The organism is Kitasatospora sp. NPDC001660, from assembly GCF_053596725.1.
Window position 1 is genome coordinate 1 of the sequence record NZ_JBSFGU010000007.1, and the last position, 14811, is coordinate 14811.

Annotated in this window: 16 protein-coding genes; 11 read left to right on the forward strand and 5 right to left on the reverse strand. The window is 72.1% G+C overall.

Going from position 1 to position 14811, the window contains the following annotated elements; genetic code table 11:
- The first annotated feature begins 134 nt into the window (after positions 1–134).
- The gene (locus tag ACWCXH_RS10035; protein WP_449800899.1) at positions 135–434 is read left to right on the forward strand and encodes an MTH1187 family thiamine-binding protein; all 300 of its coding nucleotides are present in this window, start codon (positions 135–137) and stop codon (positions 432–434) included.
- A 4-nt stretch (positions 435–438) separates the two neighbouring features.
- Here the strand turns inward: ACWCXH_RS10035 and ACWCXH_RS10040 are convergent, their stop codons facing one another.
- The gene (locus ACWCXH_RS10040) at positions 439–915 is read right to left on the reverse strand and encodes a DoxX family protein (protein ID WP_449800900.1); all 477 of its coding nucleotides are present in this window, start codon (positions 913–915) and stop codon (positions 439–441) included.
- 196 nt (positions 916–1111) lie between these two features.
- Here ACWCXH_RS10040 and ACWCXH_RS10045 point away from each other — a divergent pair, with 196 nt between their 5' ends.
- Complete coding sequence (locus ACWCXH_RS10045) at positions 1112–1693, forward strand: TetR/AcrR family transcriptional regulator (protein WP_449800901.1); 582 nt, start codon at positions 1112–1114, stop codon at positions 1691–1693.
- Positions 1694–1768: 75 nt separating this feature from the next.
- A complete protein-coding gene (locus tag ACWCXH_RS10050) occupies positions 1769–2530 on the forward strand; it encodes an SDR family NAD(P)-dependent oxidoreductase (protein ID WP_449800902.1) in 762 nt (253 codons plus the stop codon).
- 35 nt (positions 2531–2565) lie between these two features.
- Here the strand turns inward: ACWCXH_RS10050 and ACWCXH_RS10055 are convergent, their stop codons facing one another.
- A complete protein-coding gene (locus ACWCXH_RS10055; protein WP_449800903.1) occupies positions 2566–3252 on the reverse strand; it encodes an SMI1/KNR4 family protein in 687 nt (228 codons plus the stop codon).
- 182 nt (positions 3253–3434) lie between these two features.
- On the opposite strand from ACWCXH_RS10055, the gene ACWCXH_RS10060 reads away from it, so the two are divergent.
- The 3 genes from ACWCXH_RS10060 to ACWCXH_RS10070 are packed head-to-tail and all read left to right on the forward strand — an operon-like array spanning position 3435 to position 6696.
- Positions 3435–4355 (forward strand): carbohydrate ABC transporter permease, encoded by a 921-nt coding sequence (locus tag ACWCXH_RS10060; RefSeq protein ID WP_449800904.1) that lies wholly within the window; start codon positions 3435–3437, stop codon positions 4353–4355.
- Complete coding sequence (locus ACWCXH_RS10065) at positions 4352–5254, forward strand: carbohydrate ABC transporter permease (RefSeq protein WP_449800905.1); 903 nt, start codon at positions 4352–4354, stop codon at positions 5252–5254. Before ACWCXH_RS10060 ends, ACWCXH_RS10065 begins: the two co-directional genes overlap by 4 nt.
- Before the next feature lie 44 nt (positions 5255–5298).
- The gene (locus ACWCXH_RS10070) at positions 5299–6696 is read left to right on the forward strand and encodes an ABC transporter substrate-binding protein (RefSeq protein ID WP_449800906.1); all 1398 of its coding nucleotides are present in this window, start codon (positions 5299–5301) and stop codon (positions 6694–6696) included.
- 57 nt (positions 6697–6753) lie between these two features.
- Here the strand turns inward: ACWCXH_RS10070 and ACWCXH_RS10075 are convergent, their stop codons facing one another.
- A complete protein-coding gene (locus ACWCXH_RS10075) occupies positions 6754–7023 on the reverse strand; it encodes a helix-turn-helix domain-containing protein (protein ID WP_449800907.1) in 270 nt (89 codons plus the stop codon).
- 160 nt (positions 7024–7183) lie between these two features.
- On the opposite strand from ACWCXH_RS10075, the gene map reads away from it, so the two are divergent.
- The 3 genes from map to ACWCXH_RS10090 all read left to right on the forward strand — a co-directional run bounded on the left by map (position 7184) and on the right by ACWCXH_RS10090 (position 8729).
- Entirely contained in the window at positions 7184–7951 is a 768-nt protein-coding gene (gene map, locus ACWCXH_RS10080; RefSeq protein WP_449800908.1) for a type I methionyl aminopeptidase, read from the forward strand.
- 87 nt (positions 7952–8038) lie between these two features.
- Positions 8039–8293, forward strand: coding sequence for a hypothetical protein (locus ACWCXH_RS10085; RefSeq protein ID WP_449800909.1), 255 nt, complete (start codon positions 8039–8041; stop codon positions 8291–8293).
- 10 nt (positions 8294–8303) lie between these two features.
- On the forward strand, positions 8304–8729 hold the full coding sequence (locus ACWCXH_RS10090) for an acyl-CoA thioesterase (RefSeq protein WP_449800910.1): 426 nt from the start codon (positions 8304–8306) through the stop codon (positions 8727–8729).
- A gap of 18 nt (positions 8730–8747) precedes the next feature.
- Here the strand turns inward: ACWCXH_RS10090 and ACWCXH_RS10095 are convergent, their stop codons facing one another.
- On the reverse strand, positions 8748–10010 hold the full coding sequence (locus ACWCXH_RS10095; RefSeq protein ID WP_449800911.1) for a YibE/F family protein: 1263 nt from the start codon (positions 10008–10010) through the stop codon (positions 8748–8750).
- 195 nt (positions 10011–10205) lie between these two features.
- On the opposite strand from ACWCXH_RS10095, the gene ACWCXH_RS10100 reads away from it, so the two are divergent.
- Together ACWCXH_RS10100 and ACWCXH_RS10105 are read left to right on the forward strand one after the other, a co-directional pair.
- Positions 10206–11690 carry an alpha/beta hydrolase gene (locus tag ACWCXH_RS10100; protein ID WP_449800912.1) on the forward strand — a complete coding sequence of 495 codons (1485 nt, stop codon included), beginning with the start codon at positions 10206–10208 and terminating at the stop codon, positions 11688–11690.
- Positions 11691–11856: 166 nt separating this feature from the next.
- The gene (locus ACWCXH_RS10105; protein WP_449800913.1) at positions 11857–14118 is read left to right on the forward strand and encodes a transglycosylase domain-containing protein; all 2262 of its coding nucleotides are present in this window, start codon (positions 11857–11859) and stop codon (positions 14116–14118) included.
- Positions 14119–14198: 80 nt separating this feature from the next.
- Here ACWCXH_RS10105 and ACWCXH_RS10110 read toward each other — a convergent pair whose 3' ends face one another.
- Entirely contained in the window at positions 14199–14798 is a 600-nt protein-coding gene (locus ACWCXH_RS10110; protein WP_449800914.1) for a hypothetical protein, read from the reverse strand.
- Between the last annotated feature and the right edge of the window lie 13 nt (positions 14799–14811).

Consider the following 14811-nt stretch of genomic DNA (forward strand, 5'->3'; position numbering starts at 1 on the left):
GCCAGAGCACGACGGCGGCTCCGGAGACGGCGTTGACGGCGCCGGTGACGAGGGCGCCGGTGCCCGGGCCGAGGGTGGGGAGGATGAGGGCCCGGGACCGCGACCAGTGTGCTTTTCGAGAGGAGTGCAAGGCCGTGATCGCAGCGTTTTCGGTGACCCCGCTGGGCATCGGCGAGGACGTGGGGGAGGCGGTGGCCGCCGCCGTCCGCGTGGTCCGCGCCAGCGGGCTGCCCAACCGCACGGACGCGATGTTCACCAGCATCGAGGGCGAATGGGACGAGGTGATGCCGGTGATCAGGGACGCGATCGAGGCGGTGAAGGCCTACAGCGGGCGGGTGAGCACGGTCATCAAGATCGACGACCGGGCCGGCGTGACCGACGGCCTCACCGCCAAGGTCGCATCCGTCGAGCGGCACCTCGCCGGGGCGGAGTGACGGATCAGCCGGCCGAGCCCGCCCGGGCGGGCTCGGTGGCGGGCGTGGCGGCCCTGGCCCGCCCCGGCAGCAGCCGGTCCAGGGCATAGGGGCCGGAGCCGATGGCGGCGATGGCGAGGAACGCCCAGCAGAACATGACGGACGGTTCGCCGCCGTTCTGCAGCGGGAGCAGCGCATGCTGCTGATGGACGGTGAAGTAGGCGTAGGCCATCGAGCCGGAGCAGAGCAGCGCGGCCCAGCGGGTGCCGAGGCCGAGCAGCACCAGGGTGCCGCCGGCCAGCTGGATCAGCGCGGCCCACCAGCCGGGCCACTGGCCGAGCGGGATGGTGCCGCCGCCCTTGGCGCCGCCGGGGACCCCGAACAGCGACGCGGCGCCGTGGCAGGCGAAGAGCAGTCCGACGACGACCCGGAAGGCCGCCAGTGCGATCGGTCGGGCGGTGTCGGCCACCACGCGCGGGGTTGCGAAGAAGTGCACGGACACGGGGCAAGGCCTCCTGGTGCAGGGGAGGAGCGGTGGTGGGTAAGGGTAGCCTTGGTCTAGTCCATTTGACAATGATCCGTCAGATCCTTCGAAGGGCCGGCGAATTCCGTCAGGCCGACCGGCGGTGGAGGGCTCCATCGCGTCCCTTGCGGGCTCTTTCTTGACTGACCGATCTCGAAAGATTTAACGTTCCACTATGGCGCGAACGAAGGAATTCGACCCGGACGCGGCGCTCCAGGCGGCCCTCGACCTGTTCTGGCGGCGCGGCTACGAGGCCACGTCCATGGCCGACCTGGTCGAGGGGCTCGGGATCGCCCGCGCGAGCCTGTACGCCACGTTCGGCAGCAAGCACGAGCTGTACCTGCGCGCGCTGGAGCGCTACAGCGAGCAGACCGACCCGGTGCTGCTCGCCGAGCTGTCCCAGCCCGGGCCGGTGCTGCCCGCCGTCCGTGCGATGATCCGCCGGTACGCGGCGGCGTCCATCGGGGAGGGGCGGGAGCGCGGCTGCTTCGTCACCAACACGGCGGTCGAGCTGGCCCCGCACGACCCGGCGGCCGCCCGCCGGGTGGAGGCGAGCCTCGGACTCCTGGAGGCGCTGCTCACCGCCGCGCTCGTGCGCGCCGGGGCGCAGGGGGAGCTGCCCGCCGGGCGGGATCCCCGGGCGCTCGCGCGGATGCTGATGGTGCTGTTGCAGGGCATGCGCGTGATGGGCAAGGTCGCGGACGGGCCGGCCCGCGTGCGGGACGCCGCGGAGCAGGTGCTCGTCCTGCTGGGCTGACGGAAAGCGGCTGTGGCGACGCGGGCCTTTTCTGTGTCGATTCTGAACCGAACGTTCAATAAAGGAGTACTCGTCATGGCCAAGCGCTTCGCCGGCACCAGCGTCCTCGTCACCGGCGGTGGCACCGGCATCGGACGGGCCATCGCGCTCACCTTCGCCCGGGAGGGCGCCCGGGTCGCCGTCGCGGGCCGCACCGAGGGCCCGCTCGCCGAGACCGTCGGGCTGATCGAGCGTGAGGGCGGCAGGGCCGTCGCGCTCACCGGCGACGTGGCGGACAGCGCGGACGCCGCCCGGTTGGTCCGCGAGACCGTCGAGCACCTCGGCGGACTGGACGTCGCCGTCAACAACGCGGGCGTGGGCGGCGCCTTCGGCAAGATCGCCGACGTCGACGAGGAGGAGTTCCAGCGCGTGCTCGGCGTCAACCTGACCGGCACGTTCCTCGCCATGAAGCACCAGATCGCCCACCTGCGCGCGAACGGCGGTGGCGCGATCGTCAACGTCTCCTCCAACCTCGGCGCCCACATGAGCCTCTCCGGCCTCGGCGCCTACGGTGCCACCAAGGCGGCCGTCACCGCGCTCACCCGCGCCGCCGCCCGCGACCACATCGCGGACGGCGTGCGGATCAACCTGGTGAGCCCCGGACCGGTCGACACCCCCATGTCCTCCCGGCCCGGGGAGAGCGTCGCCGACAAGGCCGAGCGGATGAAGGGCGCCGTCCCCGTCGGCCGGGCGGGCGCCGTCGAGGAGGTCGCCGCCGCCGTCCTCTACCTCGCCTCGCCCGAGGCCGGGTACACCGTCGGCGCCGACCTCGTCCTCGACGGCGGCACCACGGCCTGACACCGGTACGGTCGGGCTCAACGGCCCAGCTTCGCTCAGCCGTTGAGCCAGTCCGCGGGCACTGCCCGGTACAGCGCCTCCAGCGCCTCCGCGCTTTGGGCGCGGGCCGTCATCGAGAAGTCCTCGACCACTGCGACCAGCACGTCCGGCCCCTCGAACCACCGGCACTCACGCCCCAGCGCCGGCAACTCCCGCAACGTCGGGGGCAGTTCGCCCTCAGGCTCGGCGAAGTCCGTCAGCTCGTGGTCCTCCAGCAGCTTCTCCGTCATCGCCATCGCGGCGGCCGCCACCGAGAAGCGCGGCTCCCAGGGCTCCCACCGCTCCTGCGACTTGTCCGCGAGGTCCATCCGCAGCACCGTCGCCGGATCGTCCTCGGCGAGGTCCGCCAGCAGGATCCCCCAGTGCGCGCAGCCCTGGTTCTCGGCCCGGTACACCAGGGCGCCGTCCAGGACGAACAGCTCGCCGGGCGTCAGCAGCGTGTCGTGGCTGCTCGTCAGGTCCGCCCGCCGCCCGAACAGCCGGTACGCCTCGCGCAGCGCGGCCGGCAGCCGCAGGCCGAGGCGCCGCTCGGCCGTGTCGAGCTCCGCGTCCGCGAAGCCGTCGCCGGGCCCCAGCGGCTCGCCCCAGTACCCGGCGAAGCCCCTGACGAAGGCCCAGGCGCCCTCGCGCCCCCGCAAGGATCCGGCCATTCCTGCGCGCATGTCGAAGATCTCGTCGCTCACGTGGGAACCGTACGACGACCCACCGACAGCCCGAAGGCCGATCCGCGCACGACCGGCCGGACTTGACGCGAACGCGCAATCCCATGGTCACCAGTTGCTCACCGCCAGGTTTCCGACGCGTCGCACGGGCAAGACACGGTTTCGGCCGGAACCGACATCACGAAAGGCGGACGCGCTTACCCATGCCGACCGCACCGCACCCCGCGCCCCACCCGCGGCGCCGCCACCGCTGGGGCGAACACGGCCTGGCCTGGGCCTTCCTGCTGCCCTCGCTGGTCGTCTTCGCCCTGTTCATCGGCTACCCGCTGGGGCGGACCCTCTACCTGAGCGCCCACGCCAACGACCTGTTCGGCGCGCCCTCCCGCTACGTCGGATGGCAGCACTACACCGACCTGCTGAGCTCCGCGGACTTCGGCCGCACGCTGGTCACCACCGCCCTGTTCACGCTGCTCACCGTGGTGCCCGGGGTCCTCGGCGCGCTCGTGCTGGTGCTGCTCCTGGAGAGCCGGATCCGCGGCGTGCGGCTGCTGCGCTCCGCGTTCGCGCTGCCGTTCGCCTTCTCGGTGGCCAGCGCGTCGGTCGTGTTCGCGGTGTTCTTCAACCCCGCGAGCGGGGTGATCAACGGCCTGCTCTCACACGTCGGCCTCGGCCCCGTCGGCTGGCTCACCGACGACCGGTACGCGCTGGTCTCGGTGGCCGCCACCACGGTCTGGATGAACCTCGGCTACAACGTCCTGGTGCTCTCGGCCGGCGTCGGCTCGATCCCCGGCGAGATCACGGAGGCGGCCCGGCTCGACGGCGCCACCGGCCTGCGGCTGGCCCGCTCGGTCACCGTGCCGATGCTCGGCCCGCACCTGTTCTTCCTCACCGTGGTCTCCACCGTCCACTCGCTGCAGAGTTTCGGCCAGATCCACATCCTCACCAAGGGCGGTCCGGACGGCGCCACGCGCACCCTCGTCTACTCCGTGTACGAGAAGGCGTTCGCGTACGGCTCCAGTGACTTCGGCACCGCGAGCGCGCAGGCCGTCGTGCTCCTCCTGGTCGTCCTCGCCTGCACGGCCGTCCAGTTCGGCGTCCTGGAGCGGAAGGTGCACTACGCATGACCTCGATAGCCACCGAAGCCGCCGAAGCCACCGAGGCCGTGGAGCCCCGTCGCCGTACGGGCGTCCTCGCCGGCCGCTCCCCGCGCGAGCTGCTCGCCCGTGCCGTTGTCCACCTGATGCTCGCCGCCGCCGTCGTCACCGTCGCCTTCCCGGTGTACTACGCGATCGCCGGCGCGTTCATGGGCCCCTCCGAACTCTCGTCGTACCCGCCGGCGCTGGTGCCCCACTCGGTCACCGGGCGGAACTTCTCCGGCGCCGTCGACACCGTCCCGCTGGCCCGCCAGTACGCCAACTCGGCGATCACGGCGACGGCCATCACCCTCGCCCAGCTGTTCACCTCGATCCTGGCGGCGTACGCCTTCGTCTTCCTGCCGGTCAGGGCGCGGGCGGTGGTGTTCGGGGTGTTCCTGGCGACGCTGATGGTCCCGTGGGAGGCCATCATCATCCCCAACTACCTGACCCTGTCGGACTGGGGCCTCGGCAACACCTACTTCGGCCTGGTGCTGCCCTTCCTCGCCTCCGGCTTCGGCACCTTCATGCTGCGGCAGTCCTTCCGCCAGCTCCCCGCCGAGCTGCGCGACGCGGCCCGGATCGACGGCGCGGGCCACTGGCGCTTCCTGTGGAAGATCGTCGTCCCGCTCAACAAGCCCGCTCTCGCGGCGCTTTCGATCTACGTGTTCCTGTCCGCGTGGAACCAGTACTTCTGGCCGCTCATCATCACCCGCACGGCGAACATGCAGACCCTGCAGATCGGTCTGACCTCGCTGCGCGACTCCGAGATGTCCGACCCCGGCCTGATCCTCGCCGGTGTCGTCCTCTCGCTGCTGCCGACCCTCGCCCTGGTGGTCTTCGGCCAGCGCTTCATCGTCCGCGGCCTGACCGCGGGCGCCGTCCGCTGAGCAGTCCGTCCGTCCCTACCGCTCCCCATAGAGAGAGAACCACCGTGAAGAAGAGTGCACGCGCGCTCGCGGCCCTGCTGGTGGCCGGCCTGTCCCTGACCGCCTGCAGCTCCGGCGGCTCCACCTCGGGCTCCGGCGGCGGTTCCGGCGACGCGGCGGCGCCCGGCGCCCAGGCCCTCGACCAGGCCTCCGGCGTCACCACCGTCGAGTTCTGGCACTCGATGACCGGCAAGAACGCCGACGTGCTGAACGGCCTGGTCGGCCAGTTCAACGCGGCCCACCAGGGCAAGATCGAGGTCAAGGCGGAGTTCCAGGGCAAGTACGACGACCTGGTCGCCAAGTACAAGGCCGCGGTGCAGCAGAAGGGCACCCCCGCCGTGGTGCAGGTCTACGACATCGGCACCCGCTTCATGATCGACTCCAAGCAGACGATCCCCGCCCAGGCGTTCGCCGACAAGGACGGCTACTCGCTCGCCGACCTCGACCCGAACATCCGCAACTACTACTCGGCCGGCGGCACGTTGGAGAGCATGCCGTTCAACTCCTCGATGCCGCTGCTCTACCTCAACACCGACGCCTTCAAGGAGGCCGGCCTCGACCCGGCCAAGCCGCCGACGAACCTCGCCGAACTCGGCGACCTCGCGCAGAAGCTGACCAGGAAGGACGCGAACGGCCAGACCGTGCGCTACGGCTTCGGCGCCGCCATCTACGGCTGGTTCGTCGAGCAACTGCTCGCCGAGTCCGGCACGATGTACTGCGACCAGGACAACGGGCGCAGCAACAAGGCGGGCAAGGTGGTCTTCGACTCCGCCCAGGGCGCCCAGATCGTCCAGTGGTGGGCCGACCTGGTCAAGAACGGCTACGCGGCCAACACCGGGCGCAACACCGACGACGCCCAGGCCGCGTTCAAGGCCGGCACCGTCGCCATGCACCTGGAGTCCACCGGCGTGCTGAGCGGCTACACCCAGGCGGCCAGGTTCACCGTCGGCACCGCGGCCTTCCCGAAGGTCGCCGCGAGTGACCAGGGCGGCCCGGTCATCGGCGGGGCCTCGCTGTGGATCAGCGGGCCGGGGCACTCGGACGCCGAGAAGCGCGCGGCGTGGGAGTTCGAGAAGTTCCTGACCTCGCCGGAGCAGCAGGCCGCCTGGCACACCGGCACCGGGTACTTCCCGGTCAACACCAAGTCCCTGGACGACCCCAAGGACAAGGAGTGGGTGGCCAAGTACCCGCAGTTCCAGACCGCCATCGACCAGCTCAAGGCCACCAAGCCCACCCCGGCCACGGCCGGCTGCCTGCTCGGCGTGATGCCGCAGGCGCGCAAGGGCGTGGAGACCGCCATCGAGCAGACCATCAAGGGCTCGAAGACCGCGCAGCAGGCGCTCGCCGACGCGGCCAAGGAGCTGCAGCCCGCGATCGACGGCTACAACAGCTCGGTGGGCTGACGCTCCCGACGCCGAACGCCCGCCGGGATCACCCGGGCGGGCGTTTCGGCTTCCGGCTCACGCCGAGAGCGCCTCGCCGTCCTCCGGCAGCACGCAGGCGGCGGCCAGCTCGTCCAGGGAGAGGCCGAGCGCGAACGCGAGCGCGGCGATCGTGAAGAACGACGGCGTCGGCGCCCGGCCGGTCTCGATCTTGCGCAGTGTCTCCGCCGAGACACCCGCCACCGCGGCCACCTCGACCATGCTGCGCCCTCCACGTGCTTCGCGCAGCAGCGCCCCGAAGCGCTCGCCACGTTCGCGCTCCCACGGGGTCAGCGGAGTCCTCACCATGCCATCGATCCTAGGCCCTGTCCGGGCCCCGCGTTGATTCCTCGCAGCCCCCGCTCCCTGGCGGCCGTCGCTTCCCTCTCCCCGCCCCCTCCACCTCTCCCCTCGACCGTGATACAAATACCGGTATAAGAATTGGATCCCGAGAGGACACCGCACCGCCATGGTCGAAATCAAGTCCGACGCCGCCCTCGCCGCCATGCGCGAGGCCGGCCGCGTCGTCGCCAACGCCCTCGCCGCCGTCCAGGCCGAGGCGGCGGTCGGGGTGGGCCTGCTGGAGCTGGACGAAGTCGCCCGGGGCGTGCTGCGAGCCGCCGGGGCCACCTCGCCGTTCCTCGGGTACCGGCCCTCCTTCGCGCCCGTGCCCTTCCCGGCCGTCATCTGCGCCTCCGTGAACGACGCCGTCGTCCACGGCATCCCCGACGGCTACCGGCTGCGCGACGGCGACCTCGTGAGCATCGACTGCGGCGCCGTCCTCGACGGCTGGGCGGGCGACGCGGCCGTCAGCTTCACCGTCGGCACCGCCCGCCCCGAGGACACCGCGCTGATCGACGCCACCCGCCGCGCCCTGGAAGCCGGGATCGCCGCCGCCGTGGCCGGCAAGCGGACCGGAGACATCGGACACGCCGTCGGCACCGTCGCCCGGGCCGGCCGCTACGGCCTGCCGGACGGCTTCGGCGGCCACGGCATCGGACGCCGCATGCACGAGGACCCGCACGTGCCCAACGAGGGCCGCCCCGGCCGGGGTTACCCGCTGCGTCCGGGCCTGGTACTGGCGATCGAGCCCATGCTCACCGCCGGCGGCCGGGACGACTACACCACCGACCCCGACGGCTGGACCCTCCGCACCACCGACGGCACCCGCGCCGCCCACATCGAGCACACCGTCGCCATCACCGAGGACGGCCCGCGGATCCTGACCCTGCCGTAGCGGGCGAGATGACCGCCTGCTGAACGTCCGCCGTCGAACCGCCGCATCCCGCCGAGCCCGTCCCCGGGCCCCGGTAGTCTCGGCGGCGTGACCGAAGGCGTGATGTTCGACTTCTCCGGGACGCTCTTCCGCGTCGTGTCCACCACCCAGTGGCTCGACGCCCACACCGCCGCCGCCGGCCTCGCCCTGACCGGCCACGAGCGGGCCGAACTGGTCGCCCGCCTGGAGGAGTTCGACCACCTGCCGGTCGACCGCCGCCCGGCAGCCCTCGCCCCGCTCGTCGACCTCCTGCCGCAGCACGTGACGCACACCACGAGGCAACGCCACCGACCCCCGGAGTAGCGTGCCGACCATGACCGATCAGGACTTCACCACGCGCGTCACCGTGCGCGGTTACGAGACAGACACCCAGGGCCACCTCAACCAGTCCGTCTACCTCCAGTACGCCGAGCACGCCCGCTGGGAGTACCTCCTGGCCGCCGGCATCCGCCAGGCCGAGCTGGTCGCCAAGGGCGTGGGCCCGGTGGTCCTGGAGACCACCATCAAGTACCTGCGCGAGCTGCGCGCCGGCGACACCGTCGACGTGAGCTGCGCGTTCGTGTGGCGCGACGGCAAGACCTTCCAGGTCGTGCAGCGCATCACCCGCGCCGACGGCGTGCTCGCGGCCGAGCTCACCGGCGTCGGCGGCATCCTCGACCTGGCGGAGCGCCGGCTGGTCGCCGACCCGCGCGAGCCGCTGCGCGCCCTCGCCTCGAACCCGGCGCTGCTCGGCCTCTGACTCCGAAAAACGCGCCCGTCACGAGTGCCGGTGCCTGCCGCCGCGCGCCGCCGCCCGCGGGTGGTCGGCCGCGGCGATCAGCGCGGCCAGGGCGGTGGTCACCGGCACCGAGGCGACCAGCCCGATGCTGCCCACCAGCGTCCGCGCGATCTCCTCGGACACCAGCTCGCTCGTCGCCACGTCGATCACGTTCCGGTGCGCGATCGAGAACAGCAGGAGCAGCGGCAGCGCCGCGCCCGCGTACGCGAGCACCAGGGTGTTGACGGTGGACGCGATGTGGTCGCGGCCGATCCGCATGCCCGTCCGGTACAGCCTGCGCGCGCCCATGCCGGGGTCGGCCGCGTGCAGCTCCCAGACCGCCGAGGTCTGGGTGACCGTCACGTCGAAGAGCACGCCGAGCGAGCCGATCACGAACCCGGCCAGCAGCAGGCCGCGGATCTGGATGCCCGGGTACAGGTCGTGGACCAGCCCGGTCTCCTCCGAGGTGTTGCCGGTCAGGTGCGCCCAGGAGGCGAACACCAGGCTCAGCACGCCGATCAGGACCAGCGAGACGAGTGTGCCGAGCACCGCCACCGAGGTCCGGGCGGAGAGCCCGTGGCACAGGTAGAGCGCGATCAGCATGATCGCGCTCGCCCCGACGATCGCCACCAGCAGCGGGTCCGAGCCGCGCAGGATGGCCGGCAGGATGAACAGCGAGAGCACCGCGAAGCTGATCGCGAGCGCGATCAGCGCGGCCAGCCCGCGCCACCGTCCGACGACGACCACCGCCACCGCGAAGACGCCCGCGAGCACCCCCATCGGCAGGTTCCGGTCGACGTCGACCACGCTGTACTGGAGGTCCGGCGGCGCGTCCGGCGCGTACGTGAGGACGACCTCCTCGCCCACCCCGTAGTGCCGCGGCTCGCCCGGGTGGACGACGAGGGTGAACGTGCGGCCCTTGTCCGGGCCGGTGGTCACCTCGACGGTGTCCTGCTGGCAGGTGCCCTGGTCGGCCGGATTGACGGCGCTGCACGGCAGTTCCCGCACCTCGGTGACCCGGCCGCGCCGGACCTGCTGGTCGAACCCGACCCCGGTGCGCGGGTGCGACGGCACGCCGCCCGGCCACAGCACCACCAGGCCCACCAGCACGGCCAGCGCGAACGGGATGAGCACCGCCGCGACGATCCGGCGCAGGTGGGCGGAGACGGGCGCCGCCGGCCCGTGGGCGTGCACGTGCGCCGCGGCCGGCCCGGCGTCCCCGTGCTCGTGCCCGTCGCCGTGCCCGTGCGTCCCGTCGTCCACCTCACGCCTCCTCAGCTGTCGCGCGGCTGTCCGGCTCCGCCGCAGCCCTCCGAAATCATCGGCGCCGGACCCGCCGGACAACCGCAGTGACCAACCCGTGGGCGTGCCGCACCGGCCGGGCGGGGGATTACCCTACCGGCGACCGACCGGCTGACCGGATGGGATCAAGTGACCGTCCGGCGAAGAATTCTGACCATGCCGAACATGAACCGCACCGCCGCCTCAGCCGCCGGCGCCGCTCTCGTCTTCACCGTCCTCACGGCCCTGCCCGCCGCAGCAGCGGACAACGGCCCGGTCTGGACGGCCTGTCAGGGCACCGTCGACCCGCGCCAGCAGTGCGCCACCGTCACCGTCCCGCTGGACTACGACGATCCGGACGGCGAGCAGATCACGATCGCCGTCTCCCGCATCCCCGCCGCCGACCCCGGCCTGCGCCACGGCGTCCTGCTGACCATCCCCGGCGGCCCCGGCGGCTCCGGCCTGAACCTCCCGAGCAGCGCGGCCAAGCACCTCCCGCAGTCCGTCCTCGACCGCTTCGACCTGGTCGGCTTCGACCCGCGCGGCGTCGGCAGTTCCACGCCGGTCAGCTGCGGCCTCGACACGCCCGACCTCGCGATGGTCAAGCTCCGTCCCTGGCCCGCCGCCGACGGCTCGATCGACGACAACCTCGCCACCGCCCGCCGCGTCGCCGAGACCTGCGCCCGCAACGGCGGCCCGGTGCTGCGCAGCATCTCCACCCGCAACGAGGCCCGCGACATCGACCGCATCCGCGAGGCCCTCGGCGAGCGCCGCCTCTCCGCCTGGGGCACGTCGTACGGCACGTACGCGGGCGCCGTCTACGCCACGATGTTCCCCCGGCACACCGACCGGGTCGTCCTCGACAGCAACGACGACCCGGACCCGTCCCGGGTCGAGCGCGGCTGGCTCGCCAACTACGGCCCCGGCGCCGAGGACCGCTTCCCGGACTTCGCCAAGTGGGCGTCGGCGCCCGGCAATCCGGACCGCGTCGCGGACACCCCCGAGGAGGTCCGCCCGCTCTTCCTCGACCTCGCAGCCCGCCTGGACCGCGCGCCGCTGCCCTGGCCCGGCGCCAACCCGGCCGAGCTGAACGGCAACGTGCTGCGCGAGACGATGCTCGAAAGCCTCTACGCGGACGCCAAGTTCCCCGACCTCGCCCGCCTGATGCTGGCCGGTCTCGGCCGCCGCCCGCTGCCCGTCGTGGCGCCGGTGCCGCAGCCGGCGGTCCAGGCCGTCCAGAACACCGTCGCCGTCTCGGTCGCCACCCTGTGCAACGACGTCCCGTGGCCCACCGACCCGGCCGCCTACGCCAAGGACACCGCCGCCGAGCGCGCCGCCCGTCCGCTCACCGCCGGCATGCCCGTCAACGTCATGCCCTGTGCGTTCTGGCCGTTCAAGCCCGCCGAGCCGTCGACCCGCATCACCTCCCGCGGCCCGGCGAACGTGCTCCTCGCCCAGAACCTCCGCGACCCCGCCACCCCCTACCAGGGCGCCCTGAAGCTCCGCGAGGCCTTCGGCTCCCGGGCCCGCATGGTGTCGATCGACTCCGGCGGCCACGACGCCTACGTCGCCAACGGCAACGCGTGCGGCGACCGGACCGTCACCGGCTACCTCCTCACCGGCCGCCTCCCCGCCGAGGACGTGTACTGCCCGGCCGACTGATCACCCGGCAAACCGGGCGGGGGGTGACAAACCGTGAACGATCGCCCCGCCCCCGCCCGGACGTGTGAACGATCACCTCGAATGAGTCGAATCTGTCGCGGTTTTGTGACAAAGCTTGGCCGACACCCGCTCCCCAGCGGCTTTTCGTGGCCGTAGTGTTCCGGCTATGTCACCGAAGAGCCGCATACCCGCCCCGGACCCGGGCGACACGTGGGTGCCGCGTCCCCGGCGCCGGCAGACTCCGCTCGGGCTGGTCGGGCACTCGGTCAGATTCCTCGGCTGCAGCGTGCTCGGGGGCGTCCTGCTCGCGGGGATCGTGCTCCCCGCGGCCGGCGCGATCGGCCTGGGTGCGAAGAACGGCGCGGAGAGCTTCGAGAGCATTCCCGACGACTTCAAGACGCCCCCGCTCACCCAGGCGACGCAGATCTTCGACGCCAAGGGCGGCCTGATCGCCAAGGTCTACGAGCGCGACCGGACGGTCATACCGGCCGAGCAGATGTCGCCGCTGATCAGACACGCGCAGGTGGACATCGAGGACGCCCGCTTCTACGAGCACGGCGCGGTCGACCTCAAGGGCGTCCTGCGGGCCATCACCAAGAACGCGGAGAGCGGCGCCACCGTCCAGGGGGCGTCCACCCTCACCCAGCAGTACGTGAAGAACGTCAACGTCGAGAAGGCCGGCGACGACCCGGTGGCGGTCGCGGAGGCGCAGCGCAAGACGCTCGGCCGCAAGATCCAGGAGCTCAAGTACGCCATCAAGCTGGAAGAGGACCTGACCAAGGACCAGATCCTCACCAACTACCTGAACATCACCTTCTACGGGCACCAGGCGTACGGCATCCAGGCCGCCTCCCAGCGCTACTTCGGCAAGGACGCCAAGGACCTGACGCTCCCCGAGGCGGCCATGCTCGCCGGGCTGGTGCAGAACCCGTCCCAGTACGACCCGAAGCTCCACCCGGTGGCCGCGCAGAAGCGGCGGGACACCGTCATCGACAAGATGGTGGAGAACAAGCACATCACCGCGGAGCAGGCGCGGGAGGCCAAGGCGGCACCGCTCGGGCTCAACTACCGCGACCCGCAGAACGGTTGCATCACGGCCAGGGCGGGCATGGGCTTCTTCTGCGACTACGTGCGCCACGTGGTCAAGCAGGACCCGGTGTACGGCAAGAGCGCCGCCGACCGCAAGAAGCTGTGGGACCAGGGCGGCCTCAACATCTACACCACCCTGGACCCGGACAAGCAGGCCGCCGCCCAGAAGGCGGTCTCGGACCTGGTGTTCGTCACCGACCCGGTGTCGGCGGCGATGACGATGGTCGAGCCCGGCACCGGCAACATCCTCGCGATGGCCCAGACCCGCCCGTACGGCCTGGCGAAGGAGAAGAACGAGACCGTCGTCAACTACAACGTGGACGCGGCGATGGGCGGCGGCGTCGGCTTCCAGCCCGGCTCCAACTTCAAGCCCATCGTGGCCGCCGCCGCCCTGGAGGCGGGGCTGCAGCCCACTCAGTCGTACTCCGCGCCGAACCGGATGGACTGGCCGACGATGTCGACCTGCAACGGCACGTGGAAGAACCTGAGCAAGGGCAAGAAGGAGGGGAGCGTCCCGAACGAGAGCGCGAGCGAGGTCGGCCCGTACGAGCTCAAGGAGGCGATGGCCCGCTCGGTCAACACCTACTTCGTGCAGATGGAGCAGGAGATCGGCCTCTGTGCGGTCAAGCAGATGGCCAACAGGCTGGGCGTGACGGGCAAGGCCAACGGCGATCAGCTCCAGGAGGTGCCCGCGCTCGGCCTCGGCACGCAGGAGGTCAGCCCGCTGGTGATGGCGAACGTGTACGCGAGCTTCGCCGCCCGGGGGAAGTACTGCGCGCCGGTGGCGATCACCCGGATCACCACGGTCGACGGCAAGGACGTGCCGGTGGCCCCCGCCAAGTGCGACCAGGTGATGTCCGAGAGCACGGCCGACGTCATCAACACCGTGCTCCTCGGTGTGACCGAGAAGGGCACCGGCAAGGACCTCGGCCTCGACGACGGCCGCCAGATCGCCGGCAAGACCGGCACCGCCGACGAGAAGAAGTCGGCCTGGTTCAGCGGCTACACGGGCAACCTCGCCGGCTCGGTGTGGCTGGGCGCCCCGGGCGACAAGGTGCCGATGAGGAACATCCGGATCGGCGGCCACTACCAGCAGGAGGTGTTCGGCGCGACCGGCCCGGGGCCGATCTGGCGGCAGGCGATGAGCGACGCGGTGAAGACCATGCCGGAGGACGACTTCAGGACCGTCTACATCCCGGACCCGCCCAAGCGCGACCCCGCGGGCCCGAGCGGCAGCCCGAGTGGCGGCCCGAGCGGCACATCGTCCGGCTCCGGAGCCCCCCAGAGCCCCGGACGCCCGCACGGCACGCCGACGCCCGACCAGTCCGACGACGGGTGAACTCCCTGATCCGCGGCCCCGGATGAGTACCCGTACTCATGCCGGGCCGCAGCGTCGAGACGCACGATGACGCCGGCGTCCTAGGGCGCCTCCACCGGTTCGCCGGTGTCCGGGTCGAGGGTGAACACCCGATGGTACGCGTCCGTCACGATGGTGATCCGGTCCCGGTCCGTCCAACTCGCCTGCACCAGCCGCCCGTCGTCCGGTGCGCCGCCGACGTCGGCCAGCGTCCAGCGGCGCGCGGACCAGCCGGTGCCGGACTCCAGCAGCACCTGCCAGTGGTCGCCCGGCTCCGGCCCGGTCCCGTACGAGCGGTGGACCACGACGAGGGCGCGCTCGGGCCGGGCCGGGGCGGTCTCGCGGCTGCGCGTCTCCGCCGCCGACACCTCGTGCACGGCGAGCGCGCCGAGCAGGAACACCGCCCCGGCGGTGACCGTGACCGCCCGGGTGGCGGTCCGCACGGCGCTGCGCCGGTCGGCCAGCCACGCGGCGGCGATCATCGCGGCCAGCGCCGCGCCGAGCAGCGCCTCGGGCCGGTTGAGCAGGTCGGCGACCTGCATCCGGCCGCCGGACCGGCTCTCCCACTGGCCGACCGTGTACAGCAGGACGGCCGCCAGGCCGGCGCCCGCGAGCACCCGTACCATCGCGCGCCGCACTCGGTGCGTGACGTGTCCGCGCATCCCCCGTCGTCCC